The organism is Salinibacterium sp. UTAS2018 (assembly GCF_004118935.1).
Lineage (GTDB): Bacteria > Actinomycetota > Actinomycetes > Actinomycetales > Microbacteriaceae > Rhodoglobus.
This window is the reverse complement of the sequence record NZ_CP035375.1, coordinates 1537402-1564123: the sequence shown is the minus strand read 5'-3', so window position 1 is coordinate 1564123 and position 26722 is coordinate 1537402. Positions and strand designations below refer to the sequence as shown.

Genomic DNA, 26722 nt, shown 5'->3' with positions numbered 1-26722 from the left:
TGCCTAGGCCGCGAGCGAAGGCCGGACCAGTGCCGACTCGAACTCTGAGACGGAGCCGCCCACGGCATCCAACTCAGTGCTGTGCAGAACGGTGCTGATGCTGCCGTCGTCGTGATGGGCGATCACGACGGGGAGCCCCGTCCTAACGACGTGCTTAATTTCGGCCCGAGTGATTTCGTTGCGGTGGCGCACGTCGAGGGGCACTCCGAGCCGGCGGACCATGGCATCCCATTCGGGTTTGCGGCGAACCGGCGAGTGCGTGATGTCGCACAGCGAGCAGGCGGCCGTGCCGAGCATGTGACCGATGACGTAGCGCGTTTCTCCCCAGACGCCGCCGTCAGCGTTGTAGATACCGGTGTAGCGGATGATCGCCATGGTGTCCCCTTTGCTCGGCACGGTGCCGATTTTCCCTCTGTGCAGAGTTATTCGGAGACGACGGGCATCGCGGATGGGTGCGATCGAGCAGGCGGATCAGTCCCGGGCCGCGACTACTGTTCGGCGATGGTGTGGGCTCGGGCTGCTCGTGCTTTTCTCCACACGATCACGACAGAGATTACTGCCACGACGGCAATGGTGACGAGGATGAGTGTCACATTGGCGTCGATCCAGGTCGAGAAGAAGCGCGCGAAGCCTGAGCCGAGGATGCCGCCGGTGCCGCCGTCGTAGAGGTAGGTCAGGAACAGGCTGTACGGGTAGCTGATGGCGGCGGCGATGATCATGGTGACGATGCCGATACCGGTTGCGGCAGCGAATCCTCGGCCGGCGACGGGCAATCGCCCTGATCCGCGAGCGAAGAGGTCGAACGCAATGAGGATGGCGAACGGTGAGGTAGCGGCGCCCGTGGTCGGAGAGTTGAGCCCGAAGACGGCCGCGAGGATGGCGGCGATAGGGATAGTGAGGAGGGCGACGAGGATGCCGCGGCGGTACCGGTAGGGCTCGTCAGGCTGCTGGATGATGTTGCCGCGGCCGTGCTCAGCCGCGGCGATTTGCGCTTCGACTTCGAATACGCGCCCCTGAGCGTGGGCATAGTTGCCAGGGCCGGGGTTTTGGTACATCTCTGACATGGTCATCACCTCGCGCGGTGCGGCGGGATTTTCTCGCCAGGCACCAGCTTGCTAACTCTCAGGATAGCTAAGTATTTCTCTCAAAGTGAGCCCTGTGGCTCGTGGATGATGGCGACGCAACGGTCGCGGACGTATTCCACGGTAATGCCTATCGTCCGGTGCGGAGACCCGACCACGCGGTGACTGCCTTGCGAGCGAGATCGCTCAACCGCGACGCGAACCCCGTCGGGGTTTCTTGTTCGCCGAGTGGTTTGCCGTTGAGGATGATGCCGGGGGATGACGCATTGATGGTCATCACGTGATTGGCGAACTTGTTGGCTGCATTCGCCGAGTTGGCGGCGGAGGACGACAGCGCTTGGCGCGACGTTTCGAATCGGGTGGTCGCGGTAGTTGCAGCAGCATTGGCTTTCGCCATCAGGCTGTCGCGGTGCGCCGCAACTGCTTTGGCGGCGTACATAACCACGACGAGGATGGCAAGTACAGCGGTGACGATGAACGGAACGGTGATTTGCTCGGCCCGTGTGGGGAAAGGGAACTCGGTGCGCCCCGTGAGGATGTCTTCAATGATGCCGGTCGTGCCGCCGTTAGATACATAGGTGTTGAAGAGCCCGGAGAGCAGTCCGGCGATGGCTCCGAGAGCGGTGGCGATCGATCCCACAATGAGGGCGAACAGAAAATCACGGCCGCGTGTGACGGTCTGGCGCGAGCCCACAGCAAAAAGTTGAAAGGCGGTGAGCATCCCGACCGCTCCGAAGATGGCTCCGATTCCAAAGCCCAGCAGGCCAACAAGGATCGCAGCCGCGAGGGCGAGGGGAATCGCGAACAGGGAGAGGAATGCTCCGAGGGCGAAGTTGTAGGGCGTGGTGTCGGTGGGCGTGGTGCCGGCGGGAAGGGTGCCACCGTTGATGTTGGTGGCGGAGATCATGGTGCCGGAGTGACGTTCGAGCGAGCGCGCGTGCTTGGTGGGGCTCTGATTCGTGGAGAGACCTGACATGATCGCGACCTCCGATCGCACCGCAACGGCTACGTTGTTCGAGTTACCAGAGTAGCTTTCTTGCCGGTGAAGCGGCAGGGAGAGTGCGAAATTGCTGGCGGGTGAGGGTTAGTCGTTTCGGATTACCCACGCAGGGCAAGCGCGAACGGCAGCACGGCATCCGCCCCGGCGTCGCGGAGCGCTTTCGCCGCGATTGTGAGGGTCCAGCGGGAGTCGACGAGGTCATCGACGAGCAAGATCGGGCCGCGGGGGAGTTCGCTGCCACCAGCCCACTCGAATTGCCCCCACACACTCGCGAGCCGGTAGGCGCTATTGCCGCCGGGCTCACCCTGTGGTCCGTCACCGGTGAGCGAGAGCGACCCGAGGTAGGGGAGCTTGCCGGCGCTGGCGAGGGCTTCGGCGACGGATGCCACGAGTTGTGGGCGGCGGCGCGACGGCATGGAGACCACGGCGACGGGTCGCTCATCCCAGCCCCAGTCGGCGAGTACGCGCACGCAGGCGGCAACGAGCGCGGGGCTCGCGGCAGCGTCGGGGGTGCCGGGGGCGAAGAGGGTGCGCAAGGTGCCGCCCCAGCCGAGGTCGGTGAGGCGGGCGAGGGCGCGGCCTTCGAGGGAGCGTTGGTCGGGGTTGATGCGTCCGCGCACGGGCACGCCGACTTTGTCGGCTCCGGTGGGCCATTGGGCGCGGGGTTCGATGGGGACGCCGACTTTGTCGAGGGTGGCGGTGGCGCGGCTGGTGGCATCCGTGGTGATATCGGTGGGGTACCAGATGCCGGCGCAGTTGTCGCAGCGGCCGCAGGGGGTGGCGGTGTCGTCGTCGAGGGCGCGTTGCAGAAACTCCATGCGGCAGCCTTCGGTGCCGGCGGGGAGTTGTTCGTAGTCGAGCATGTTCTGTTGTTCGGCGCGGCGGGCGGCGGTGACTCCGGCGTAGCGTTCGGCGTCGTAGCTCCAGGGCTGGCCGGTGGCGGTCCAGCCGCCTTGCACGCGGGCGACGGCACCGTCGACATCCAACACTTTGAGCAGCAGTTCGAGGGGACTGCGGCGCAGGTTCACGCGCGCTTCGAGCGCGGGCGTGGAGATGGGCCCGGCGCCAGAGTCAGCGGCGGCGGTAAGCTCGGAGATCACGAGTTCGGCATTGGCTTGGTCGGGCATGGATGAGGTGGCGAAGTATTCCCAGATGTCGCGGTCTTCGGGCCCGGGCATCAGCAGCACGTCGGCGTTGTCGGTGGCACGCCCGGCACGGCCCACCTGTTGGTAGTAGGCGACGGGAGAAGAAGGCGCACCGAGGTGGATGACGAAGCCCAGGTCGGGCTTGTCGAATCCCATGCCGAGGGCACTGGTGGCCACGAGCGCTTTGACGGTGTTGTTCTTGAGCGCCTGCTCGGACTCTTCGCGTTCTTGCGGGTCGGTTTTGCCGGTGTAGGCGCGCACATCCATGCCGCTATCGCGCAGCAGTCGCGCGGTGTCTTCGGCGGCCGACACTGTGAGCGTGTAGATGATACCGCTGCCGGGAAGTTCGGCGAGGTGGCTCAGTAGCCAGCCGAGGCGGGCGCGGGCATCCGGCAATTTCAGTACGCCCAGCCGCAGGGATGCTCGCGCGAGCGGTCCGCGGATGGTGACGACTTCGGTGCCTGCCGCGGCTGTGTTTTCGGCGGCACCTGTGGTGCCTACGGGGTTTTCGACGCCAGCGGTGCCGTCTGCACCGCCGCTTGCCCCGCCTTCGAGCTGCGCGGCGATGTCGGCGACGACGCGAGAGTTGGCGGTGGCGGTGGTGGCGAGCACGGGTACGCCGGCGGGCATGGTGGCGATGAGTTCGCGCAGGCGGCGGTAGTCGGGGCGAAAGTCGTGGCCCCAGTCGCTGATGCAGTGCGCTTCGTCGACGACGAGCATCCCGATGCGGTTGATCAGTGCGGGCAGTTGGTTGTCTCGAAAGCTGGGGTTGTTGAGGCGTTCGGGCGAGACGAGCAGCACATCAACTTCGTCGTTGGCGAGCTGCTGCTGAACTTCAGCCCATTCGTGCGGGTTGGTGGAGTTGATGGCGACGGCCCGAACTCCGGCGCGGGATGCCGCGGCAATCTGGTCGCGCATCAGCGCCAGCAGTGGCGACACAAGCACGGTAGGCCCCGCACCTCGCCGGCGCATGAGCAGCGTGGAAACGAAGTAGACGGCGGACTTTCCCCACCCGGTGCGCTGCACCACGAGCGCCCGGCGGCGCCCATCGACGAGCGTCTCGATCGCCTCAAACTGCCCCTCATGAAAATCGGCAGTCTCATTGCCGACAAGCGTGCGAAGAACGGTCAGGGCCTCAGTGCGGGTATCTGTCACGTGGCTAGTGTGTCAGGGGGTGCTGACTTTTCGGTGCTCGGCGGTAGCGCGCTCGCGCCGAAACGCTCCTAATCAGTCAAGTTCGTGTGGAAGTAGTCGAAGAGGCCAGCGGGGATTGGCTTCTCGAAGCGCAAGTGCATCCGAACGACTGAGAGTTCTTTGCCTGAGCCATTCGGCATCGTGGTCTGCTCCGCTTTTTGTGCGGTTGCCTGGCCGAGGTAATAGTGGCCAGGGCCATCGGCGTCGCTCTTCTTCGAGAACACGTGGATGTCGACAGCGTTGTCCAAAATCTGGCGTACCTCTTTAGTGTCCAGTGTTGTTCTGCTGCGCGTGTACCAAAGCATGGTGTGGGAGTCGAGCAGCTCATCCTCGTAGGCAGTGCTCTCCGAGACTTCTTCGGACTTGTGAAGCGTCACGAAAATAGGACAGGTGCTCGTGTCGGTATCGACCTTGTATCCGTAGATAGTCGAGTACATGTTGCTTCGCCAGTTGAGAAGGCGGCTCGCATCCTTGCGTGAATACTGACTGCCCGGAGTGAACGGGCCAGCGAGCGAGTAGCGGTCTGCCGTGAGTTGCAGGCCGCTGTCGATCACATCGTCAAGGTGGGCTCGAAACGGGGCCTGTGTCCGGTACGCGTCTGCGAATTCTGGGCTTAGCTCCGCAACTCCATGGTCGTTCCTGATCGCCGGGCCCGACGTCTTGAACATGGCGACTTCGGATGCAGTATTGAACTCAAGAGTGAGGCTGCGGAGGACAGCTTTGACAGTGGTGTTGTCGACGGATAGCCCCGCGGACGCGAGCGTCGCCGCCGCGGACTCTTCGTCTAAGCGCCCGCTGGAGAGCAGCGCGCGCAGTAGCAGTAGCTCATGCGGTCGTTTGGCCGTCAGTAATTCTTTCGAGACCACCGTGAGCGCTCGTGATTCCTGCTCGGAAAGCTCGTTCTCGGCTACCTTGACCTTGGCGAGTAGCGCCGGATAGTTCCCCATCTTTGTCGCGAGAACAACAGGGTCGACTGACTCGAACTTCAAAAAGTCCGAGAGCAGCGGAACTCGACCGACGCGTCTCCGCACACTTTCGATCGCGCTCTTGAGGTTCTGAAAGCTATCCAATTTGACGGTTGCAAGCGATTCAAGAACGCGCTTCTGAGAGATGCGGTCAAAGCGCACACTAGAAAGGCCAGCGAGAACTCCGACCTCCTCGGCCGCGATGAGGTTCTTGCGAATCGACTCCTTGTTGAGTGAGTCATCACCAAATAACGCGATCGGGATGAGGAAGTTGTTCGCGTAGTTTCCGATGAAGTCGATGACGACGAGGTAATCCTTGCCGTCGACCTTTCTAAGGCCCCGACCGAGCTGCTGAACAAACACGATGCTCGACTGAGTGTGGCGCAGCATGATGATCTGGTTCACGGTGGGGATGTCGACACCCTCGTTGAAGATGTCTACTGTGAGCACGTAATCGAGTTCACCCGCCTCAAGGCGTTCAACTACAGCCTCGCGCGCTTCGATCGAATCTTGGCCGGTGAGCGCGACTGTGCGCAGCTGCTTTCCGCGAAGTTGCCGTTTGTTGAGCTCACCAGAGAGGGCGTGCGCTTCCTCTTTGCGGCTGCAGAAGATCAGGCCGCGCGGGCTTGCTCCTGCTTGACCGTAGGTCTCGATGGACTTCAGGATCAGGTCGATTCGTTCTCGAGTTACAAGCCGTGAAAGCGAAGTTGTTTCGGTCGTGGTGAAGCCGTCGTCAAATGTGATGTCAGCGACCCCGTAGTAGTGGAACGGGGCGAGCATCTCCAGTTCGAGAGCGGTGTTCAATCTGATTTCGTACGGGACGTTGTAGTCGAACAACTCAAAGATGTTCTCGCCGTCAGTACGCTCGGGCGTAGCCGTCATCCCCAGAAGGAACTTCGCTTGAAAGTGGTCGAGGACTCTCGTGAAGCTCTTGGCGCCGGCACGATGTACTTCGTCGATCAGGATGTAGTCGAAGGTGGTGGGGTCCAAGCTGTCGAGTACGTGCTGCTGCGAGAGAGTTTGCACAGTGGCGAAAACATAGCGCTTGTCGGGCTCACGCTCGTTGCCGGTGATCTTTCCAAAGTCTGCTCTGGGCGCACCGAGCACTTTCTGGAACTCGGTGATGGCTCGGTCGAGGATCTGCTCCCGGTGGGCGACGAAGAGTAGGCGTTGCGGATTGACAGCGCGAACATCCAAAGCAGAAAGAATTGTCTTTCCTGTGCCGGTCGCGGAGATCACGAGGGCTCGGTCCTTCTGAGCCGCACGGACTGTAGCTATCGCGCTAAGGGCATCGACCTGCATGACATTCGGAGTGATCGACCCGACTGTCTCTGGCTCATCGAGTGCTGGGGTCGACCGTCGTCCGCCTCGTGGGCGAAGCGCCGGAGGTTGGTAGTGGGCGGCATAGTCGTCGATCCAGTCTTGAGTGAGAGGCGTCGAGTTGAATAGCTCATCGTCAAGAAGGTTGGTGAATTGTTCGGCGAGGTCGCTATCGCGGGTTGCTGAGACTCGGAGGTTCCATTCGTGGTTCTTCGCTAGAGCGGTCTCAGTCAGGTTCGAGCTACCGAGAATTGCAGTGACGCCTCTCGGCTGTTGAAAGACATAGCCCTTCGGATGAAATGCAGTCTCGTTGTGGATGCGAACATCTATCCCGAGTTCTCTGAGATTGAGCAGTTCCGAGAATGCGGCAGGCGAGTTGAAGCCGAGATAGTCGGAGGTGATGATTCGCCCGACACCTTCGAAATCGATCAGTTCCTGCTTGAGTAATGCGATTGCACGAGGCGAGACGAACGCCACCGAAAACGTGAAAGAGGTGGCTCGCTGCAGCTCAGTTCGCAGCGCACGCAGCATCGAATCGTTCTCTGTGTTGAGAACCAGATGAGGATGAAGTCTTCGCGGAGCGTGAACGGTCTTGTCGACGTACCCAAATTCGACATCACGGCCGAAAGGCTCGAGTTCGCGAAGGTCGGTTACCACTAGGCGCTCGCCGCCTTCTGGACCAGCTCGACCGCCGGGATGTCGGCAGGCGCCCACTCAAGCGAGCTCAGTTCTGCGGGCGAGAGCCAAACAACTTCAGCGTGTTCAGTCAGCACTGGCGTGCCGGACAGCAGCTCGCAGTAGAACGTGGTCAGTACGACGATCCCGAATTCGTACTCGTGAGTAGTGGTGGTGATCAGCTCGCCTACGGCCACCTCGCACTCGAGTTCTTCGGTGATCTCCCGTGCGAGTGCATCGCGGGGAGTCTCGCCGGCTTCGATCTTGCCGCCGGGGAACTCCCACATGCCGGGCAATGCCCCATGGGGTCCGCGCTGGGCGCAGAGAATGAGGCCTTCGCGAACGATGACGGCACCGACGACGTTGATCTGTTTCTTCACTGATGATCTCTCTCGGGCTTCTCGAGGCGCGCGCGTCGGGGCTTCGCCCCAGCGCACTGTTCGTTCTTCAGCCTATGGGCGAGTCGGGATGCGGCGGCGCGCGACACTGCCAGGTCCCGAGCGAACGCTGTCTGAGTCAACTGCGGCGCCAGCACATGTGTCGAATATCAGTCGGATGCAGCGATTGGGCTCGGCTTAGTGAAATCCGCTACGGCAGGCCTTGGCAAAACGCGCACCATTCGATGGCATTCTTGCTCGTATGACACCCGTTCTCGCTGACTTCGATGATTCCGATCCCGGTGGGCGGCGGATGGTGATTACGCTCCCGTTCGAGCTGGAGGAAGGCGATTGGAGTGAACAATTTGATTCAGCGATCGTCGAGCTAGTTCCAGACGGGTCGGATTGCGTTGACATTGTTTTCTTTGATGGCCGGAGTACGAGGATGTATGAGGGCGATGAGTTCGTGGTCTTTCGTTCGTCGCAGCAAAGGAACGACGATTAGCTGAATCGTCTGGGTCGAAAACACGCGCTTGGATTGCTCCAGAGCATTGGCGAGCCCAGGCTGCGCGGAGCGCGACACTGCCTGTTACTGCGTGAGCCCTACTTCTGGCAGCTCGGGCACCACCACATGTAGCGGGTGTCGGTGGGGCCAGTGCCGAGCTGATCCGACTCGATGCGGGTGCCGCAGCGCAGGCACGCTTCGCCGCGCCGCCCGTGCACCCAGTAGCGGGGCTTGCCGCGCGGCAGGCCCGTGAGATTGCGGATCGGGCGGTCCTTGTTCACCATGATCGCCTTGTAGCCGAGCGCGACGAGGCGCTTCGGGTCCGCGATCTCGCCGATGGGAGTGTGGGGGCGCACACCGCGCAGAAAGCTCAACTCGTTCGCGAATACGTTGCCGAGGCCGGCGAGGTTCCGCTGATCGAGCAGCGCGAGCGCAACCGGACGCGCTGGGTCTGACAGCAGGTTCGCCAAAGCGAGTTCGGCATCCCAGTCCGGCCCGAGAAGGTCAGGGCCCAAGTGCCCCACAATGCTGTCTTCGGATGCCGTGGGCACCACCTCAAGCAGCCCCAGTTCAAAACCTACCGCCACTTTCGATGCGGTACTCAGCACCCCGCGAGCCAGGTAGGAGGGCTTGCGCCACCGTTCCCCGGCGCCGTAAATCTGCCACACGCCCTCCATCTTGAGGTGGCTGTGGATGGTGAGGCCGCCGCCGGGTTCGACGGCTGCGCCTGTGCCTGAGCCGGTGACTGCGCCCGAGGCTGCTGAAGCGACGGAGTCGGCGGCCGGCGCAACCCGAATCAGCAGGTGCTTGCCGCGCGGCACGATGCTCGTGACGACCTGGCCGCTGAGGTCGAGCGTCGCGAAGGCGGGCACCCGAAAGTCGGTGCGGGTGAGAATCTGGCCGTCGAGAGCCGCCCGCAGTTTGGCGGCCGCCTTATAGACGGAATCACCCTCAGGCACGAAGTCTCAACCCCTGCGGTGTTGCCACGAACCCGGCCTCTACGAGGGCTTTGCCCACGGGAGTACCGACGGCGAAATCACCGTTGACCTTCTCGATGCGCAGCTTGGGCAGGGTGCCGCGGAGGGTGCTCGTGAGTGAACGCGTCGCGGCATCCACGACGGCAGGCTCGAGATCGAAGGCGAGCAGGGACTTGCCGCCGCGCTCCAAGTAGAGGGCGAGGTGGCCATCGACCATCACGACGACGGCGCCGGCCTTGCGGCCCGGGCGGTGCTTCTTGGGAGCATCCGCGGCGGACTTTGCGGCTGTCGCCCAGCCTTCGTCTGGCGACGAGGGGGCGTCCGAGTCGCTCCCTGCGGGAGTACCTGTCGCCGAGCCAGCCCCAGCATCCTCGCCGCCAACCACCGGCCACCCCAGCGCAGCCCCGTACGGGTTCGCCGGGTCAGTCGCGGCGAGCGTGATCGCGCGAAGTTCGGGCGCAGCATCCGGATCCCGAGTGAAACCACGCAAGCGGTCCACGGTCGCGCCGGTCGCGAACTGCGCGGCGCCGAGACCGTCGATGAAGTAGCCGCGGCGTGCCCGGCCGGTTTCCTCGAAGCCGCTCAGCACGCGGTACGTCAGGGCGAAGCCACCGCGGATGCCTTCGCTGACGACAGCGCCGCGCGTGACGACAGCGTGCCGTTCGAGCATCAATTCGGCGGTCGACTTGGCCCGCACCGTCGTGTCACCTTCGGCCGTTTCGAGCAGCGCCCAGCGCCCGGACGCGCTCGGCGGCCCGGCCTGCGCCACCGTCGAAACGCGACCGCGATAGGCCCGAGCCCGCGCCGGACGAGGAGCCCGCGTTGCCCGCTGCGTCCCACCGAGATGCGCGCGCAACGGCGCAAAACTGTCATTGGTGATGAGCGAACGCCACACCAAATCCCACAGCTCCTTCAGCAGCACCTTGTCATCGGTGCTGCCGACCTGGTTCGAGAGCTGCCTAAAGAAGAACGCACCGCCACCGGCTAGAGCCTCGAGAATGTTCTGCTGCAGTTCGCTTAGCCCGTCGCGATCCGGCTCGGGCAACGTCAGCGCTGCGGTCGCCGCCGGGTGCAAACTAATCCAGCCATCGCTACCCGCCAGCGCACCCTGCCCGGCCCAGACCACCTCACCCGAGGTCGTCAGTTCGTCGAGCCACGCGGGCGAGTAGTCGCGTACGCGCGCGCTCAGAATGAAGTTCTCCCACGCGGATGCCGGGGCCGAGTACCCAGCAAGTTGGTCGATGGTCTGCGCCAAGCCATCAATACCGCGCAGGGAGTCACCGGCAGCGGAAACGTGTTGCCAGGCGGGCAGGAACCGTCCCAGCGTCGCGTGCGACACCGGCTCGACCTCTTGCCGTAGTGCCGCAAGGGAGCGGCTGCGCAGGCGTCGCAGCACATCCACCGAGCACCACTCGGTGCCACTCGCTCCGGGGCGAAACTCCCCATCGACGACACGGCGGTCAGCTGCGAGGCGACGCAGGGTGTCCTGCACGACGGCGGTTCCGAGACCGAAGCGGGCGGCGGCATCCGCGAGTGTGAAGGGACCGTGGGTGCGGGCGTAGCGACTCACGAGATCGCCGACGGGATCGTCAACGGGTTCGATGAACGCGGCGGGCACACCAATGGGCAGCGGAACCCCAAGCGCATCCCGCAGTCGCGCGGAGTCTTCGATGCCGGCCCAGCGGCGTTCGCCCGCAATGGTCACTTCGAGCACGCGGTTCGCTTTCGCGAGCCCGGCCAAGTCGGTGGCGAGGGCAGTGCCGATCACGAGCGAGCGCGCCTCGATCTCGGCAACGGTCTGCGGGCCAAGCACGCGCAGCAGATCGACGATGCCCTCGGCATCCCGAGCATGACGCTCTGGCACCAGTCGCTGCAGCTCGTTCTCGGTCTGGGCGATCACATCGGGGTCGAGCAGCTCGCGCAGTTCGGCACGGCCCAGAAGCTCGGCGAGTAGTGCCGGGTCGAGCGAGAGCGCGGCCGCGCGACGCTCGGCCAGCGGCGAATCGCCCTCGTATACGAAAGCGGCCATATAGCCGAACAGCAGGCTGCGCGCGAACGGCGACGGCACGTCCGTCTCGGTCTCCATGACGCGGATGCCGCGGCTCGCGATCCGCTTCGTCAGCGCCGTGAGCGCCGGCAGGTCGTACACGTCTTGCAACACTTCGCGCACGGTCTCGAGCACGATCGGAAAGCTCGGATACTTGCGCGCCACATCCAGCAGTTGCGAGGCCCGCTGGCGTTGTTGCCACAGCGGCGAACGCTTGCCGGGGTCGCGACGCGGCAGCAGCAGGGCGCGAGCAGCGCACTCCCTAAAGCGCGCGGCAAAGAGGGCTGAACCGCCCACTTCTTCCGTGACAATCTGTTCGAGCTCGTCAGCGTCGAACACAAAGAGGTCGGCACCGGGCGGCGCGGCATCGGTGTCGGGAATGCGCACGACGATGCCATCGTCTCCGGCCATGGCGGCGCCATCCACTCCCAGCTGTTCGCGGATGCGCGCCGTAATCGCCAAGGCCCACGGTGCGTGCACGGGCATGCCGTACGGGGAATGCAAGATCACGCGCCAGTCGCCCAGCTCGTCGCGGAATCGCTCCACCACCAGAGTCGTGTCGCTCGGAACGTGCCCCGTCGCTGCCTTCTGCTCGGTAACCAGCGCGAGGAGGTTGCTCACGGCATGCTCGTCGAGCCCGATTGATTCAGCCCGAGCGCGAGCATCGTCAGCGGATGCCGTAGCGATTTCCTTAGTGAACGCCCCGATAGCTTCGCCCAGCTCGGCCGGGCGGCCGAGGCCATCGCCCTTCCAGAACGGCACGCGACCGGGCTGCCCGAAGGCGGGCGAGACGAGCACTTGATCGTGGGTGATGTCTTCGATGCGCCAGCTGGTGGTACCGAGCGCGAAGACGTCGCCGACGCGCGATTCGTAGACCATCTCTTCGTCGAGTTCGCCCACGCGACGGCCGGGAGCGCCGGCTTCGCCGCCGATCATGAACACGCCGAAGAGGCCGCGGTCGGGGATCGTGCCGCCCGAGGTGACGGCCAAGCGCTGCGAGCCGGGGCGGCCGCTGATGGTGCCGGCCACGCGATCCCACACCACGCGAGGGCGCAGCTCCGAGAATTCATCGCTCGGGTAGAGGCCGCTCAGCAGGTCGAGGGTGGCGTCGAATGCACTGCGGGGCAGGGTCGAGAACGGCGCACTGCGGCGCACGGTGTCGAACCAGTCCTCGATCTCAATCTCGTCGAGGGCGACGGCCGCGACGGTCTGTTGCGCGAGCACATCGAGCGGATTCGTCGGCACCGAGAGCGCTTCGATCTGTCCGCTGCGCATCCGCTCAACAGCAACAGAGGTGTGGATGAGGTCGGTGCGGTGCTTCGGGAACAGCATGCCTTTGGAGATTTCTCCGACCTGATGCCCGGCTCGCCCAATGCGCTGAAGCCCGCTCGCGACCGACGGCGGCGACTCGACCTGAATCACCAAGTCCACGGCACCCATATCGATGCCAAGTTCGAGCGAGCTGGTCGCGACGACGCAACGAAGCACTCCGGTTTTGAGGTCGTCTTCGATGATCGCGCGTTGGTCCTTGCTCACGGAACCGTGGTGCGCGCGGGCGAGCAGCGGGGCGGCGCCCATCGTGGATCCGCCCTGCGCCATCATGTCGGAGGGTGGCTTCCACGGTTGTTGCGGGGCGGCGTAGGCGGTGGCATCCGCACTGGCTTGGCTGCGGGCTCGGGCTGCGTCGCCGTCGACGCTGCCGTCGTTCATTCGCTCGTCGTAAATCTCGTTGAGGCGTGCCGTCAGCCGTTCGGCGAGGCGCCGAGAGTTCGCGAACACGATGGTGGAGCGGTGCTCGAGAATCGCATCGACAATGCGCTCTTCGACGTGCGGCCACAGGGATGCCGCCGACTCGGGCGTTGCTTCATCGTCACTGCCGTCGCCGCCGCTGGCTTTGCCGCGCGCGGAAGCAACCGTGCCGGGAATCGTCATGTCGGGCACGGGAACGACGACGCTCAACTCGAACGTCTTGGTCGACGGCGGATGCACGATCGTCACGGGGGAGCGGCCGCCCAAGAATCGCGCAACTTCTTCGATCGGGCGCACGGTCGCGGAGAGGCCGATGCGCTGCACGGGTTTCGCGAGCAGAGCATCCAACCGTTCGAGCGACAACGCCAGATGCGCACCACGTTTAGTAGCGGCGACGGCGTGCACCTCGTCGATGATTACCGTGTCGACATTCTTGAGGGTCTCGCGGGCCGCCGAAGTGAGCATCAAATACAGCGACTCAGGAGTCGTGATCAGGATGTCGGGAGGCAGTCGGGCAAGCAGACGCCGGTCTTGCTGGGTCGTGTCTCCCGATCGCACGCCCACGGTGATGTCCGTCTCACCAAGCCCGAGCCGGCGTGCGGTTTGGGTGACGCCGACGAGAGGAGCACGAAGGTTGCGCTCGACGTCAACGCCGAGGGCTTTGAGCGGAGAAATGTACAGCACGCGCGTACGCTGCTTGGGGTTCGCGGGCGGTGGACTCGAGGCCAGCTGGTCGATCGCCCACAAGAAAGCGGCAAGCGTCTTGCCCGAACCGGTCGGGGCAACGACGAGCGCATGGGCTCCGGTAGAGATTGCATCCCATGCCCCGAGCTGGGCCGGGGTGGCAGCATCGAACGCGCCCTCGAACCACTCTCGGGTGGCGGGCGAAAATTTGCCGAGCACGTCGCTCATATCTCTATCTTCGTCGCAACCCCTGACAGTGCCCTACGGATTTCGCCGTAGGCGTGCAGCGCGACTGCCAACGGCGGTAACGACGCACCACCGCAACCGCCGTTCACTCGCGGCCGCACAGCGAACCGCACCATGAAACGCTACGCGTGCCCGTGCATAAAGCTCACAAAGTCGTTGAGCTCATCGGTAGAGATTGCGTGCGCGAGCCCCTCATAAATGCGGGTCTCGGCGCGTGTGTGGTCGACGAGCCACTCTTCGGTGCGCGCGATTGCCGCCGCGGGAATCACCGGGTCATCGGTACCTCGACCCCAAAATACGGGCGGGCGGATGCTCGTGAGCGCCGCATCTCCCGGGTGCTCGGCGCTGGCCACGAACCCGGAGAGTGCGACGGCACTCGCGAAGCGTTCCGGGGCGAGCCGCAAGAGTTGGAGCGACATGGCGGCCCCTTGCGAGAAACCGAGGAGGCTCACACTCGTGTACTGCTGGGTATCGAGCCATTCGAGCACGGCGTTAGCTGCGTCATCCACGCCAGAAACCTGGGGGAGTCCGCCGCCGCTCAGATCGATGGGGAACCACGAGAACCCGCCGCTTTCGGGGATCGGTGCTCGCAGTGAAGCAATCACGGGGCCGAGTGGCAGGGCGGGAGCGAGCGAGAACAGATCGCCCTCGTGGGAGCCGTACCCATGCAACAGCACGATGAGCGGGCGGCCGGCCCGTTCGCGTTCAGGGGCCGACCAGAGCACTGCGGAGGAATCGATCTGCATGCCCAAAGCCTACGCGGCGCGGCTAGGGGCCGACTGTGACGGCAAGTGCCGTAGAGAAGAAGTTGAACTTCTCGCCGAACGTCGGGATCGTAGCGGTCTCGCACGTCAGCATTGCGACAAGAGCGCCGCCAGAATTTGGCATTGACCGCGCGACGATTTCAGTGCTCATGGCGACATCGTCAGCGTTTCTTTGGCTGATAGTCGCCGACAGGAAGTCGATCGTTGACCCGCTTTCGGCAGCGACGACGGGAATGCTGGTCGCTGCGCCGGCATTGATCACCAACGCCTCAGAATTGCCGGCCGTCAGTGCGTCGAGCTCCTGAGAAAGCAGATCAGCGGAGAGCACGGCATCCCCAGCATCCTCGGCGTTTGGTGCAGCGAAGCTCTGCGAAGCGATCAGCTCGCACCCGGTGGCATCGTCTCGATACGCCGCGAGGCCGACCAGATCGAGGTCAAGGGGCTGCCAGGTCGGGTCGAGGGTCAACGCCCACACCGGGTTGCCCTCGAAGATCGCGCTGCCGTCGATGGGGACGTGATTCGTTGCCGATACCTCGCCACTCGGATCTTCGGCAGAACCCGCAGAAGCATCATTGTCGACCCCACAGTATCCATCGGCGTAACAAATTACGGTCTGTAGTGCGCGGTCGAGAACAACGTTGGCAATAAGCGTATTGGCGATACCTGACACGATCATCACGGGAATGCCGATGAGTAACGCCCATGCCCACCAGGGCCAACGACGCCGAACGGTTGAGATCACAACGGTGCTCGCGTGATCGGGATGCTCCTGCCCAGCGGTAATAGGCGGTGTGTGAGCTGGGTGCTCAGCGTCTGGCGGCGCCGGGCTTGAGGGCTCGGCAGAAGTGGAGGCGTTCTCGGTCATGGTTCCCTTTCGCACTGCAGGCGAGTGCCCGCAAAGGAACGCTAGTTATGGGGGTAGCTACCGCCACCCGGAACCGCGAGAATTGTGCACTGCGGCGGCGCATGTCAGGGTGTGGACGACTAGTAACTGGCCGTCACAGCGAGCCCGCTGACGAGGTCGTTGAACGGTGACTCCCCAGCTTCGTAGACCGATGTTTCGCACAAAACCAGCGCAGCCATGATGCTGCCCGACGCGGGCATACCCCGCACCAGAAGCTCTGAGACCCGAGAAGTTCCTTCAGAAGATTCCTGGTACTGGGCTGTGGTCAAGAATTCAATGCTGACGCCGCTGGACTCGGATGCCACCGCGATGTCGACTACGCCCGAATCCAGCTCTTGCATCGAAACGCCGTTCAACATGAGGGCGTCGAGTTCTTCCTGCATCGCTGCTTGGGATGCTGCGAGATCGCCTCCGGCGGGAGTGCTCACCGCAGTCTGACGTTGGGAGGTGACGATGTTGCAGCCCGTGGTGGGATCTCCAAAACTATTGATGCCATCCTCGTCGAAAACCTTGATCTCCCAGTCGGCATCCAACGGTACGCCCCAGACGGGCGGCTCACCGAAGTTGGCGTTGCCGTCGAGGGTGATGCGGTCGCCGCTAGCGGGCTCCGCTGGTTCTTCGGCGGAGATAGGCGGCAGGCCTTGCCCGCAGCTACCGGGAAGGCTGCAATCCTCTTTGTTCGCGACACCGACGATGACGACGGCAACGATTACAACGGTGACAATAATCCCGATGACGAACAGTGCGCCGGCGATGATCAGAGCCCAGGCCCAGCCGGGCAGGCCCGACTTGGCAGCCGTGTTGTCGGCAGTGTTCACCGGTACCTCTTCGGGTGCCGAACCGTGCGGTGTCTCATCAGTCATGGTGCCCTCTCAACGAAAGGGCGCATGCCCATCTGAGGAATGTTAGCGAATCGGCGCGACGTTGGCGCGCACTAAACGTTCCGTGATGGGTGACAATGGAGCATGAGCTCCGTCGGCACACCAGACCCCAACTCCTCGTGGCTATCAGACGAAGAGCTCGCTGAGACACGCAGACGCTTACCGCTTCTCTACGTTGAGGCCGTTCCGGTACGCGTGGATGGGCTGGGTCGCGTCACCGAGGTCGGCACCCTGGTGCGCGGCAACGATGGTGAGATCACTCGCACGCTCGTCTCGGGCCGTGTCATGTTTGGCGAGACGTTGCGCGACGCTCTGTTCCGTCATTTGGAAAAGGATCTGGGCCCGATGGCCTTCCCGCTTTTGCCCGCGAGCCCGACCCCGTTCATGGTCGCCGAATACTTTCCGTGGCCCGGCGAAAGCCAGTTCACGGATCCCCGCCAGCACGCCGTCTCGATGGCCTACGTCGTTCCCGTCACCGGCACGTGCGAACCGCGTCAGGATGCGCTCGAGCTCACCTGGTTGAGCCCCGCCGCGGCGGTAGCCGACGACGTGACCGCCGATATGGAAGGCGGCCGCGGAGCACTGCTGCGCGCCGCCCTCGCCTCCGTCGGCGTTCTGCCGTAACTGCCCGCTAGCTCCTGCCCGTCAGTCTGCTGAGGGCAGGCTTTGGAAATTCAGGAAATCCGTTCGCGCGTTCGCGCTCGGTCACGCAAAAAGCGCAGAACTCTGCGGGAGTAATGCCGTGCACGCGGTCGGTTCAACAGAGTTTCCTGAGTTTCCGTAGACCAGCGTGACCGCGGTTGCGGCCGGAGAGTCGTTGTGCGCCGGCCGGCAGCCGTTGGGCGCTGTGCTGCGCATTGCGCGCCCGCCGCTCGTACTGGAGCTGTGCAACGTTGGAAATTCAGGAAATCTGATGCGCGCGCCTGGGCTGCCAGCTTGGATGCCCCGAAATCCGGGCGCGCTGGCGCCCGTGAACGTGCGTCGAAACAGAATTTCCTGAATTTCCAAAGGTTGATCAGGCGGGCTGTCTGGCCGGCAGGTCACCCGAACAGCGAGCTGCCAAGCTAGCCGCCCAGCACCCAGCGACCCAGTCAGAGAGAGCGCCCTTAAACGCGGAAGGGCGACGAACCCCACCTCCAGCGCTGCTGGAGGGGATTCGCCGCCCTCGACGGTGAAACTGTGGCACGCTTACGCGTGCTCGCGGACACACTTACGCGTGCCCGACGCGCTCACGCGTGCCCGGCAGCGCGCTCACGCGCACCAGAAAGAGCTAAGGCTTAGCGCCCGCTGCTCGAGGCACGACGGTTGGGTCGTACGACCTGGCCGACGCGAACCGGTCCACCGTTGCCGGCCTGAGCGCGACCCTTGCCACCGCGCGGACGCGAGGGGGCTTCGGACTGCTGCTGGCGAGGCTGGTGAGTCGAACGCTGTTCGCTCGAACCCGAACCGGCAACGACTGCGCCACGGCCGGAGCCTTGACGATCGTTACGCTGCTGGCCACCGCGAGCACCGTCGCGGCCACCCTCACGAGCACCCTCACGAGCACCATCGCGTGCTGCACCGTTACGGCCGCCACGAGCGCCACCGCCACCGTTGCCGCCACGACCACCGGCGCCACCACGGCCACCCTCACGGCCACCATCGCGTTCGCCTTCGTAGAATCCGGCACCTTCGCCACCGCGGCGCGAACGCTTGCGCTGGGCGTTGGCACCCTGCGAGCGTCCACCCTGCGACTGGCCACGGGCGGGAGCTGCGGCGCGAGGCTCAGGCTTCACGTATTCGGCGACCTCACCGGTCAGGGCCACAACGGCTTCTGACTTGGCGTTGACGTGCTGCGGGGTCACCGTGATGGCGGCCTTACGCAACAGTGCTGCAGTGTCTTTGCGCTGGGTTGGAAGAACGATCGTCACGACGTCGCCCTCTTCTCCGGCACGAGCGGTACGGCCACTGCGGTGCAGGTACGCCTTGTGTTCGGCCGGCGGGTCAACGTGGATGACCAGCTCAATGTTGTCCACGTGCACGCCGCGCGCTGCGACGTCCGTAGCAACAAGCACCTTCACGTCGCCAGCGGAGAACGCGGCGAGGTTGCGGTCACGGGCAACCTGCGAGAGGTTTCCGTGGAGGTCGACGGCGGGGATTCCGGCGTCCGTCAACTGGCGTGCCAGCTTCTTGGCGTGGTGCTTGGTGCGCATGAAGAGGATGCGGCGGCCGGTGCCCGAAGCAAGCTTTTCGATGAGAACGCGCTTCGATTCAACGCTTTCGGTCTCGAAGACGTGGTGGGTCATGGCGGAGACGTGCGAGTTTGCTTCGTCGACCGAGTGCAGAACCTCGTTGTGCAGGAAGCGGCGAACCAGCTTGTCTACACCGTTGTCGAGGGTGGCGCTGAACAGCATGCGCTGTCCATTGCTCGGGGTCTTGTCGAGGATGCGGGTGACGACGGGCAAGAAGCCGAGGTCGGCCATGTGGTCGGCCTCGTCAAGCACGGTGATCTCGATCGCGTCGAGGCTCACGAAGCCCTGCTTCATGAGGTCTTCGAGGCGACCGGGGCAGGCAACGACGATGTCGACGCCGGCCTTGAGAGCCGCAACCTGGCGGTTCTGGCTGACGCCACCGAAGATCGTGGTGGTGTTGAGGCCATACGCGGCAGCGAGAGGTTCGATCACAGCAGAGATCTGCGTGGCGAGTTCACGGGTCGGGGCGAGTACGAGTCCCAGCGGGCGACCCGGGCGGCGCTTGCCACCCGAAAGCTTGCCGCCGAGGCGAGCAACCATGGGAAGCGAGAAGGCGAGGGTCTTGCCCGAGCCCGTCTTACCGCGGCCGAGTACGTCGCGGCCGTTGAGGGTGTCGGGAAGGGTGTCGAGCTGGATGGGGAACGGCGTGGTCTTGCCATCGGCTGCAAGAGCAGCAACGAGAGGGGCGGGTACGCCAAGCGAGCTAAAAGTTTGTTCAGTCAAAACGGTGGTGCCTTTCGGGCATAAGTAACAGATGGGCGTTACACCGGAGGCGCACACGCACAGTTCGAATTGAACGTGGCAGTGCTGATCTACACCGACCCAATCAGGCGTTTCGCACGGATGCGGCACACAGGTCAGATCTCGAACTTACGTTCGGCGCGGATTACTCCAGTTCGCCGGAGAAAGTTTTCTACGAGCCACACGTTTCTGATTGACGTGGGCGAGAAGAGGGAAGCGTTCTACGACGCAGGGAAACATATTTGTTTCGCAAGTAACCCCAGCGTAGCAGCAACGCCCCTAGTAACGCTCGCCTACCGGCACTTGCCCAGCCAGAGTATTGCCGGCTTGGGCGAGCGGGCACGCCCACGCGGGGTCGTAGGCGCAAGACGGGTTGTACGCAAAGTTGAAGTCGAGCACGAGCGACTCGGGCGTGCTGCCCGGCCCCAGATCGGCACCCTTCACGGTGTCGAGAAGGTAGCGGCCACCACCGTAGGTTCCGCCTTTCACGCGAGAAAGAGCATCCTTCACGGGGATGAAGATACCGCCGCCATACGAGGCCAGACGCCACACATCGAGCGAGCCAACCGACTCAATTTCGACCGTACCGAGTAGGTCGAACGGCACCACGCCATCCGTTCCCGTCTCGACGTCCATACGGCGACCGTCGCCCGGAACAATGGATGCCTCGAAGCGCCAGGCGGAATCGTACGGCTCAAACGGCAGCCCGGTGAAATCGCGCAGGTCCTCCGGCAACAGCGGCGAGGCTGGATGCGTGGCGAACATCTCATCTCGTCCCGCACGCCAGTCGGCGTGGGCGCTCGCGGCATCCGGGTTCTCACGAATAGCGGCGTAGAGAGCAAAGTTGCGGCGGCGCCAGTCGGCTACCTGAAGAGCGGTCATGGGTTCAGGCTAACCCGCGCCGCCGACTAGGCCGTTACTTGTCTCGGGAGAGCAGCGCCCGCACTTCACTCTCGGCGGAGGCGAGCCGCCGAGCATCGATAGTCTCGCCCGCCGAGAACAGGTCAACGATTCGAGGGTCGACGTAGCTCTTCTTGGCGATAGCCGGAGTATTGCCGAGCACTTCGGCGGCGGCCTCCATCGCTTGCCGAATCAATCCCGCGCGCGCCCGTTGGCTTAGTTTCTTCACGGCCACGTCGGTAGCAGCCGTGCTCACCGCCAGACTCGACGCCGCCGCAATCGTGCCACGCAGCGTGCGAAAGTCTTTCGCCGTAAAGTCGCCGCCCGTGCGTTCGCGAACGTAGGCATTGATGTCCACCGCGGTGAGGGCACGGCGCTCGCGGCCTTCGCGCCACGAGAGAACCGAAGCATCGGGAGCGCTGCGAAGGCGACGCCGGATGAACTCGGCGAGGTCGGCATCCACAATTTCACTTTCCCACTGTTGCCCGCTCTTGGCGGGGAAGCAGAGCTGTACGCGGTCTCCGATCACGGTGACGTGATCGCACAGCAGCGTGGAAAGGCCGTGACTGCCGTGCTCTTCGGCATAACGTTCGCTGCCGACGCGCAGGGAGCCCGTGTCGAGCATCCGAAAGGCTGCGGCCAGGGTGCGTTCGCGAGGGTCCTCGCTCGCACGCAGCGTGCGAGTGACGACGCCGCGCGCACCGGGCAGTACAGCGGCAAGCTCGAGGGCGCGGTCAAACTTCACGCGATCTTGACGTTCGCGCCAGGCCGGGTGGTAGATGTACTGGCGGCGGCCCGCTTCATCGAAACCGGTGGCCAGAACGTGCCCGTTTTCGTAGGGGCAGATCCACACGTCGGTCCAGGCGGGCGGGATGCCGAGCGCGGCAAACCGGGTCTTCAGCTCTGATTCGGTAACCGTTGCGCCCGCAGGGTCGCTGTAGCTAAATCCCTTACCTGATCGCTTGCGCGAGTACCCGCGCCCTGTTGTATTGCTCCGCCGCAGTCGAGGCACCGCATGTTCCTTTCGCGCCCACGATTCGGCTCGCTAGCCGACGGCTGAAGCCAGAACGGTCAACCTAAAGGCTGAGATTACTTCTCCTAGTTGTGCCCCAACCCCAAGACGGCGCAAGACGTCGGAGTGCTATGCCGCGCCACTGCCAGAACGCCCAATACAGCGGCCACATCAGGGGAGTGAGAATGCCTGCGCTGAACACGAGTTGGTCGCGGTAGAGGGTCTTTCCTCCGGGGGCGGCGCTGATCGCCATGGAGTGTTCCCACTGCGTGACGAGAGCGAGAGGCCCACTGAGCCCGCGGCCACTGTCACGCATGATTCGAACCCCGTCAGGGGCATCCGGGAATGACACATCAATCACCTGTCGGCCAACAGGGAACTGCCCGGCAGCAGACATCCGCACCGGATGCTCGCCCGCGCCCCACAGTTCGGGAAAGCCACCGACCTCGAGCGAAGTGAAAGTCGAGAGCGGGGCCGAGACCTCCTGAAATACGGAAGGACTGCGGATGGCGCGCCACGCATCGTCGGGGGCACAATCGAGTTCAAACTTCAGGAGCACGCGCATTCCTCTAGTGTCCTCTTGTCACATTCAGTAATCCAGCGTTGGCTCGAATCAAAACCATTTAGCCTCGAGAAATGAACGATCCGCGCACCCAACCCCAGTACCAAGTCCGCTTTGGCTTCGGTCGCGCGCAAGCGCACGAGTTGAGCGACGGCGCCGATGTTGTCGTGTGGGCGGATGCTCTCGCCGACGGTTCCACGCCCGCCCCCGAGCTGCCCGGACCGTTCGCGATTCTCAGCGCCGGCACCGGGGCAGCCACAGCCGTCGCCGAATGGGTTATCGCGCAACAAGAGCTCAAAGGTGACCGCTTCACCGTCGCCGTTATTGCTGCCGGAACTGCGGACGGCGGGTTCACCGTCGACGACCTCCTGGCTGGAGGCGCGATTGTGGATGCTCTCGCGGATGCCGGAATTGATTACATTTCTCCGGAAGCGGCATCCGCTGTCGCCGCTTTCACTGGCCTCAAGTCAGCCCACAACCACTTGTTGTCCGCGAGCACGGCGGGTCAGCTGCTGATTCAGGATGCCGGACGCGGCGCCCTCGATGCGGCCATTGTCAGCAATGCTTCAGCCAGTTTTGCCATCGTTCAGCACAGCCGGGAACTCGTTCGGGAATGACCATTGCTCCGTGAGCGTTGAACCGGAGGGTCACTGACTGCGTTACCTGTCACTGACTCACCCCGACCAACTCAATGGAGGACAGTATGAAGGCAGTAATCGGCGACACCGTCATCGCAGAAGCACCCAAGGAAGATCTCCTCAAGATTGAGGGCAACTGGTACTTCCCACCGGCCAGCGTGAACCACGAACTGCTCGAAAAGAGCCCCACCCCGTACCACTGCCCGTGGAAGGGTGACTGCCAGTACTTCGTAGTCAGCGCCAACGGCCAGAAGTACCAAGACCGCGCGTTCAGCTACCCGAACATCCTCCCGGGCGCCGCAGAGCGCGTCGGCAAGGACTTCTCGAACTACGTCACCTTCTGGAAAGAGGTTCAGTTCGTCGACTAATCGACGGCTGAGAGCACCCCTTTAGTGCGCAGTCAGCGTGCCGCATTGCGAGCACGGTGGCTGCGCACTTTTGCGCGGTTACCGCAGCGCTGCATCGAGCACCAGCGGCGGTTGTTCGAGCGTGATTCGTCGTAGAAGACGAGGGCGCAGTCGTCAGCAGCACATTCGCGGATGCGTTCGAGCTGGTCGTCGCCAAAGAGAAAGACCGCTTCGCGCGCCAGGGTCGCGAGCGCCTGACCGGTGCGAACGCGGGTGCGGCCGGCCTGCAGGCTTCCGCCGGTCAGCCGGGGCGGAACATCCGGGGTCGCAGCAAAAAGATTGATGATGTCGACCTGGCGAGAGTCGGGAGTGCCGTTCACGCTAAGCGTGGTGGCGATCGAGGCAATCGCTTCGCGCAAGCCCTTCGCGTCAGTGAGGTCGCGATCGGTCACCGTGCCATCGCAGGCCTCAAAGCGGCCCTCGAGCCAGGTCGCCAGATCGGCAGGAGTGTTCAGTCGTTCCCACGCGGGATTGTTGCCCATCGCGCCGGTGTAGGCGAAGTCGAGGGCACGCGCACCCGAGTCAAACCACCACTGCCGTGACGTGCTCGAGGTGAACCACTGGCCAGTGGCGCCACCGGCATTATCGGCGGTGGGCGTGGGGGCGGGCGTAGTTGCGGGCGTGACAGTAGGAGCAGTGGTTTCGGGATGAGGCACCTAACCATTATCGCCGGTTACGGGATGCCCCGATGACCGGTCGCGCTCGCGGCTGGCCTCTCGCGTCAGGCATCGGCCACCACTCTGCGGGCAGCGTCTCAGCTGGATTGCCTAACCGCGCGGCCGCGCCACCACCCGGTGCACCCAGTCAATGCGATTGGCCGTGCTGAACTTGCGCGAGCAGAGCCCGCACGCGAGAACACGGGTCGGTTTGCGATAGCGGTGATGCTGGTGACCGGCCGGGCAGGTGCCAACCCAAGGTGCAAACTCATCGGCGATCGCTCCACCGTGCAGTCGCTTGCCCTCGTAGCCGAGCTCTTTCGCTACGGCCTTCCATTGCGCTCCGTGCCCGGCACCGGAGCCAGCCATGGCGTGCGCGATCTCGTGCAGCAGAATCTGGTGAATCTCGTCATCCTCGTACCGCGCCGCCAAATATCGCGACACCGAAATGCGCTTGTGCGTGAAGTTGCAGAGCCCGGCCCGCGTTTTGGCGTTGTCGAAGGTGAACTGCCAACTGTCATCCAAGTGCAATCGAATGAGAGCATCCGCCCACACGCGCACTCGGGAAAGTTCAGCCACCTGTCGAGGCTAATGGATGGGCGGCTAGTCGAACCGCACGCGGTTATCGGCTGGCTCGACCGCATCCGCTTCGGTTGCTGCTGCGATGGATGCTGCACGCTCGGCTTCACGCTGAGCGCGGGCCCGGCGACGCTTGCGCTTGCGGGCGCCCGAAATGATTCCGCTGGCGATCATGAACCCGGCGTAGACGAAGAGGCCGATGGCGATCACGGGTATGAGCCAGCTCTTCGCATTGCCGTTGACGAAATTGCTGACGTAACCGATCCACGGAACGCTGTACCAGAGCTTGCCCTGCACCTGAACGGGCAAAACTTGCAGCTCGTCGGCGACGTCGTTGTTGTCGCCCTTCAAAGTGAAGGTGCGGCTGCCGTCGCTTGAGTTGGTGATTCCGGTAACGCGGTGCGTGATGACGCCCGCCTTGCCAGATTCGATTTGGTAGGTGATGACGTCTCCCACGACGATCGCATCAGTCTCGAGCGGCTTGACGACGATGAGCGTGCCGGGCGGCAGGTTCGGCTCCATCGAGCTTGTCAGCACTGTCAGAGGCAATGCGCCCGCGAGGTTGGGAACGATGATGACGAGCGCCCCCACCAGCAGCACCAGAGCGAAGAGGCCGCCACTAATACCCATGCCCAGGTAGTAAAGAATTCCGCGGGACTTTTCTTCGTCAGCGTTGGCGGTGTCACGGGCGGCTGCACGAGTCGAGAGGTCAGACATCGTCAGCGTCCTTTCGTGTGCGTAGGCCGACTATCCACGAGATGCCGGCGCCGACCAGTGCGGCCAAGAACAGGATGAGTACAAGGTACTCCTGGTAGAGCCGCCATGAGTTGGGGTCGAGAGTAAATCCACTCGGGAAGGTCGGGGTAAGTCCGTTTGCCGAGTCGACTTCGGGGCCGGCAAGCGCGGGGCTCGGACTCGGGCTCGGAGTCGGGAGAGTCAAGGCCGTTACGCTTCCGGCGACCGCAGTGCCGTCAAGGCTGCTGGGTGTATTCGGTGAGCTGGGCGACGCCGGCACGAGCACAGCCGTTGAACCAGAGTTCGCGCACTGCGTGGCCGGGAGGCTGCCGGGTGTGGTGTCCGACAGCGTGAAGCGAAGCGAAACGGATGCCGTGGCTCCCTGCCCCTGCAATCCAGTCAGTTCGCCAAGGTCGAGCGTCGCCGTCACGGGCACGGTCTGGCCAGCGGCAATGACCGTCCCTTCGTGGGTAACGAGGCACGGTGCTGCTGCGCTGAGGGAGTGTGAGGAGCCAGCGCTGCTGGGCGCGCTCGTGGTCACGGTCAGGGCATCCGCGTAGGTCGTATCGGAGAATGAAACATCGCGCATCGTGACTCGCAAATAACCCGCGGCGGTGCCGGTGTTGCGCACGTAGATAGTCTCGGTCTGGCTATCGCCCGGGCTGAGCAAAGCGACGCTGTCGAACACTGCGCCCGGGTAGGTGCTGGCAAAGCTCACGCCGTCAGCGCTGAGTTCAATGTCGCCGCCGCCCGTTGCGGCGCTTGCCGGTGCCACTCCGAGAAAGAGGCTCAATGCTGCTGCTGCGGTGATGCCGACAGTGCGGCGAAGTGCTAGTTGCATGCGATTCCGTAGTAGCCGGAGCGGTATTCGTAACCGCGAGGGCGAACCGGGATATCTGCTGAGTCGACCGACATTGTTCCGTCTGACGCGACAGCGCGGATTGTAATATCTGCCCAGGTGGCGTTGCCTGTGATGGAAGCGGTGGTAGTCGTAGAGTTCCCGATCAGGCTGCCGTCGTAGTAGACGTTGTATCCGCCGTTGGGTGTGGTGAATCCGGCGGGAGCGTTCCACGAGACGGTGACCGTGTAGTCGCTGCGTTCGTTGACGCACATCGTTCCTGTGGGAGCGTTGGGTGCTTTGGTCTGGAAGATCGACTGAGTGAACGAGCGCCCTGCTTCGGCGACAACATCGGTGGCATTCCAATTGGTGCCAGCGCTCGAGTTGATAGCGAACGTCGCGGTGGTCGTCTTGCCTGCTTGGCTAACGAGGCTGCCCGTGAAAGTGGTCGAGGTGCACAGGATGGCGCTGCCGGTCGAAGCCAGCTTCATCTTGAGGGTGCTCAGCGATACGGTCCCGCCGGCCAGTGTCGCCGATACAACCGGAGTTGTTGCGGCGCACGAGGAGTTCGTGCCAACCCAGAACTTCACGGCAATCTGATCACCGCCGAGTGTTCCGGAGCGCGTAATAGCGATGGTGGAGACCGTTGCTTCGACCGTTCCGGTGTTGCGAACCGTAATGGCCTTGGTGAGCGACTGATTGCTCGCGGTGTAGGTGTGCGGTCCGAGTGCGGAGATCGTGGATGCGCCGCTAGCGGTCGCTGTCGTCAGGGCGACGGCACCGGCTGAAGCGGTAGCGGTCTGTGTTGACGAGGCGCTCCACGCGGCGAAGCTGACACCCGAGACGAGCGAAAGAAAAACAACGAAGCCAGCGATGAAAGAGATCCGAGTGGATGACTTCATTCCTTG

The 26722-nt window shown here is 63.7% G+C and carries 23 protein-coding genes; 3 read left to right on the top strand and 20 right to left on the bottom strand.

The window, feature by feature from the left end; genetic code table 11:
• Nucleotides 1-3 precede the first annotated feature (3 nt).
• The 11 genes from ESZ53_RS07475 to ESZ53_RS07425 form a co-directional block, all read right to left on the bottom strand.
• Nucleotides 4-396, bottom strand: coding sequence for a hypothetical protein (locus ESZ53_RS07475; protein WP_129072250.1), 393 nt, complete (start codon nt 394-396; stop codon nt 4-6).
• A 92-nt stretch (nt 397-488) separates the two neighbouring features.
• Complete coding sequence (locus ESZ53_RS07470) at nt 489-1064, bottom strand: hypothetical protein (RefSeq protein WP_129072249.1); 576 nt, start codon at nt 1062-1064, stop codon at nt 489-491.
• Nucleotides 1065-1212: 148 nt separating this feature from the next.
• A complete protein-coding gene (locus ESZ53_RS07465; RefSeq protein WP_210403777.1) occupies nt 1213-2058 on the bottom strand; it encodes a hypothetical protein in 846 nt (281 codons plus the stop codon).
• A 122-nt stretch (nt 2059-2180) separates the two neighbouring features.
• Entirely contained in the window at nt 2181-4382 is a 2202-nt protein-coding gene (locus ESZ53_RS07460; protein WP_129072248.1) for a RecQ family ATP-dependent DNA helicase, read from the bottom strand.
• A 68-nt stretch (nt 4383-4450) separates the two neighbouring features.
• The gene (locus ESZ53_RS07455; protein WP_168187198.1) at nt 4451-7363 is read right to left on the bottom strand and encodes a DUF3427 domain-containing protein; all 2913 of its coding nucleotides are present in this window, start codon (nt 7361-7363) and stop codon (nt 4451-4453) included.
• Nucleotides 7363-7761, bottom strand: a complete 399-nt coding sequence (locus ESZ53_RS07450; RefSeq protein ID WP_129072247.1) for a (deoxy)nucleoside triphosphate pyrophosphohydrolase — start codon at nt 7759-7761, stop codon at nt 7363-7365. The genes ESZ53_RS07455 and ESZ53_RS07450 overlap by 1 nt, the downstream gene beginning before the upstream one ends.
• A 600-nt stretch (nt 7762-8361) precedes the next feature.
• Nucleotides 8362-9222 (bottom strand): DNA-formamidopyrimidine glycosylase family protein, encoded by an 861-nt coding sequence (locus tag ESZ53_RS07445; RefSeq protein ID WP_129072246.1) that lies wholly within the window; start codon nt 9220-9222, stop codon nt 8362-8364.
• Entirely contained in the window at nt 9215-13948 is a 4734-nt protein-coding gene (locus tag ESZ53_RS07440; protein WP_129072245.1) for an ATP-dependent helicase, read from the bottom strand. Before ESZ53_RS07440 ends, ESZ53_RS07445 begins: the two co-directional genes overlap by 8 nt.
• Nucleotides 13949-14088: 140 nt before the next feature.
• Nucleotides 14089-14712, bottom strand: coding sequence for an alpha/beta hydrolase (locus ESZ53_RS07435; protein WP_129072244.1), 624 nt, complete (start codon nt 14710-14712; stop codon nt 14089-14091).
• Nucleotides 14713-14734: 22 nt separating this feature from the next.
• A complete protein-coding gene (locus ESZ53_RS07430; RefSeq protein ID WP_129072243.1) occupies nt 14735-15595 on the bottom strand; it encodes a hypothetical protein in 861 nt (286 codons plus the stop codon).
• Between the two features lie 119 nt (nt 15596-15714).
• On the bottom strand, nt 15715-16497 hold the full coding sequence (locus ESZ53_RS07425; RefSeq protein WP_129072242.1) for a hypothetical protein: 783 nt from the start codon (nt 16495-16497) through the stop codon (nt 15715-15717).
• 102 nt (nt 16498-16599) lie between these two features.
• Between ESZ53_RS07425 and ESZ53_RS07420 the strand changes: the two genes are divergently transcribed.
• Nucleotides 16600-17139, top strand: a complete 540-nt coding sequence (locus tag ESZ53_RS07420; protein WP_129072241.1) for an NUDIX hydrolase family protein — start codon at nt 16600-16602, stop codon at nt 17137-17139.
• A 653-nt stretch (nt 17140-17792) separates the two neighbouring features.
• Here ESZ53_RS07420 and ESZ53_RS07415 read toward each other — a convergent pair.
• From ESZ53_RS07415 to ESZ53_RS07400, 4 genes are all read right to left on the bottom strand, one after another.
• Complete coding sequence (locus ESZ53_RS07415; protein WP_129072240.1) at nt 17793-19469, bottom strand: DEAD/DEAH box helicase; 1677 nt, start codon at nt 19467-19469, stop codon at nt 17793-17795.
• Nucleotides 19470-19766: 297 nt separating this feature from the next.
• Nucleotides 19767-20369, bottom strand: coding sequence for a DUF1684 domain-containing protein (locus tag ESZ53_RS07410; RefSeq protein WP_129072239.1), 603 nt, complete (start codon nt 20367-20369; stop codon nt 19767-19769).
• 34 nt (nt 20370-20403) lie between these two features.
• Complete coding sequence (locus ESZ53_RS07405) at nt 20404-21399, bottom strand: DNA topoisomerase IB (protein ID WP_129072238.1); 996 nt, start codon at nt 21397-21399, stop codon at nt 20404-20406.
• A 64-nt stretch (nt 21400-21463) separates the two neighbouring features.
• Nucleotides 21464-21964 (bottom strand): hypothetical protein, encoded by a 501-nt coding sequence (locus ESZ53_RS07400; RefSeq protein WP_129072237.1) that lies wholly within the window; start codon nt 21962-21964, stop codon nt 21464-21466.
• Nucleotides 21965-22035: 71 nt separating this feature from the next.
• Between ESZ53_RS07400 and ESZ53_RS07395 the strand changes: the two genes are divergently transcribed.
• Together ESZ53_RS07395 and ESZ53_RS07390 are read left to right on the top strand one after the other, a co-directional pair.
• The gene (locus ESZ53_RS07395) at nt 22036-22578 is read left to right on the top strand and encodes a 2-phosphosulfolactate phosphatase (RefSeq protein WP_129072236.1); all 543 of its coding nucleotides are present in this window, start codon (nt 22036-22038) and stop codon (nt 22576-22578) included.
• An 86-nt stretch (nt 22579-22664) separates the two neighbouring features.
• Entirely contained in the window at nt 22665-22967 is a 303-nt protein-coding gene (locus ESZ53_RS07390) for a DUF427 domain-containing protein (protein ID WP_129072235.1), read from the top strand.
• Nucleotides 22968-22999: 32 nt separating this feature from the next.
• Here the strand turns inward: ESZ53_RS07390 and ESZ53_RS07385 are convergent, their stop codons facing one another.
• The 5 genes from ESZ53_RS07385 to ESZ53_RS07365 all read right to left on the bottom strand — a co-directional run bounded on the left by ESZ53_RS07385 (nt 23000) and on the right by ESZ53_RS07365 (nt 26716).
• Nucleotides 23000-23662 carry a CGNR zinc finger domain-containing protein gene (locus ESZ53_RS07385; protein WP_129072234.1) on the bottom strand — a complete coding sequence of 221 codons (663 nt, stop codon included), beginning with the start codon at nt 23660-23662 and terminating at the stop codon, nt 23000-23002.
• Between the two features lie 111 nt (nt 23663-23773).
• Entirely contained in the window at nt 23774-24241 is a 468-nt protein-coding gene (locus tag ESZ53_RS07380; protein ID WP_129072233.1) for a SprT-like domain-containing protein, read from the bottom strand.
• Nucleotides 24242-24265: 24 nt separating this feature from the next.
• Nucleotides 24266-24958, bottom strand: coding sequence for a signal peptidase I (locus tag ESZ53_RS07375; protein WP_129072232.1), 693 nt, complete (start codon nt 24956-24958; stop codon nt 24266-24268).
• A complete protein-coding gene (locus tag ESZ53_RS07370) occupies nt 24951-25817 on the bottom strand; it encodes a hypothetical protein (protein WP_129072231.1) in 867 nt (288 codons plus the stop codon). Before ESZ53_RS07370 ends, ESZ53_RS07375 begins: the two co-directional genes overlap by 8 nt.
• The gene (locus ESZ53_RS07365; protein WP_210403776.1) at nt 25808-26716 is read right to left on the bottom strand and encodes a hypothetical protein; all 909 of its coding nucleotides are present in this window, start codon (nt 26714-26716) and stop codon (nt 25808-25810) included. The genes ESZ53_RS07370 and ESZ53_RS07365 overlap by 10 nt, the downstream gene beginning before the upstream one ends.
• Nucleotides 26717-26722 lie beyond the last annotated feature (6 nt).

Excerpts from the sequence above, each read along its gene's own strand:
- ESZ53_RS07430 (WP_129072243.1), bottom strand. The coding sequence starts at position 15,595 with ATGACCGAGAACGCCTCCACTTCTGCCGAGCCCTCAAGCCCGGCGCCG.
- ESZ53_RS07390 (WP_129072235.1), top strand. The coding sequence starts at position 22,665 with ATGAAGGCAGTAATCGGCGACACCGTCATCGCAGAAGCACCCAAGGAA.
- ESZ53_RS07365 (WP_210403776.1), bottom strand. The coding sequence starts at position 26,716 with ATGAAGTCATCCACTCGGATCTCTTTCATCGCTGGCTTCGTTGTTTTT.
- ESZ53_RS07370 (WP_129072231.1), bottom strand. The coding sequence starts at position 25,817 with ATGCAACTAGCACTTCGCCGCACTGTCGGCATCACCGCAGCAGCAGCA.
- ESZ53_RS07425 (WP_129072242.1), bottom strand. The coding sequence starts at position 16,497 with ATGACTGATGAGACACCGCACGGTTCGGCACCCGAAGAGGTACCGGTG.
- ESZ53_RS07440 (WP_129072245.1), bottom strand. The coding sequence starts at position 13,948 with ATGAGCGACGTGCTCGGCAAATTTTCGCCCGCCACCCGAGAGTGGTTC.
- ESZ53_RS07400 (WP_129072237.1), bottom strand. The coding sequence starts at position 21,964 with ATGCGCGTGCTCCTGAAGTTTGAACTCGATTGTGCCCCCGACGATGCG.
- ESZ53_RS07465 (WP_210403777.1), bottom strand. The coding sequence starts at position 2,058 with ATGTCAGGTCTCTCCACGAATCAGAGCCCCACCAAGCACGCGCGCTCG.
- ESZ53_RS07410 (WP_129072239.1), bottom strand. The coding sequence starts at position 20,369 with ATGACCGCTCTTCAGGTAGCCGACTGGCGCCGCCGCAACTTTGCTCTC.
- ESZ53_RS07470 (WP_129072249.1), bottom strand. The coding sequence starts at position 1,064 with ATGTCAGAGATGTACCAAAACCCCGGCCCTGGCAACTATGCCCACGCT.
- ESZ53_RS07395 (WP_129072236.1), top strand. The coding sequence starts at position 22,036 with ATGAACGATCCGCGCACCCAACCCCAGTACCAAGTCCGCTTTGGCTTC.
- ESZ53_RS07375 (WP_129072232.1), bottom strand. The coding sequence starts at position 24,958 with ATGTCTGACCTCTCGACTCGTGCAGCCGCCCGTGACACCGCCAACGCT.
- ESZ53_RS07435 (WP_129072244.1), bottom strand. The coding sequence starts at position 14,712 with ATGCAGATCGATTCCTCCGCAGTGCTCTGGTCGGCCCCTGAACGCGAA.
- ESZ53_RS07420 (WP_129072241.1), top strand. The coding sequence starts at position 16,600 with ATGAGCTCCGTCGGCACACCAGACCCCAACTCCTCGTGGCTATCAGAC.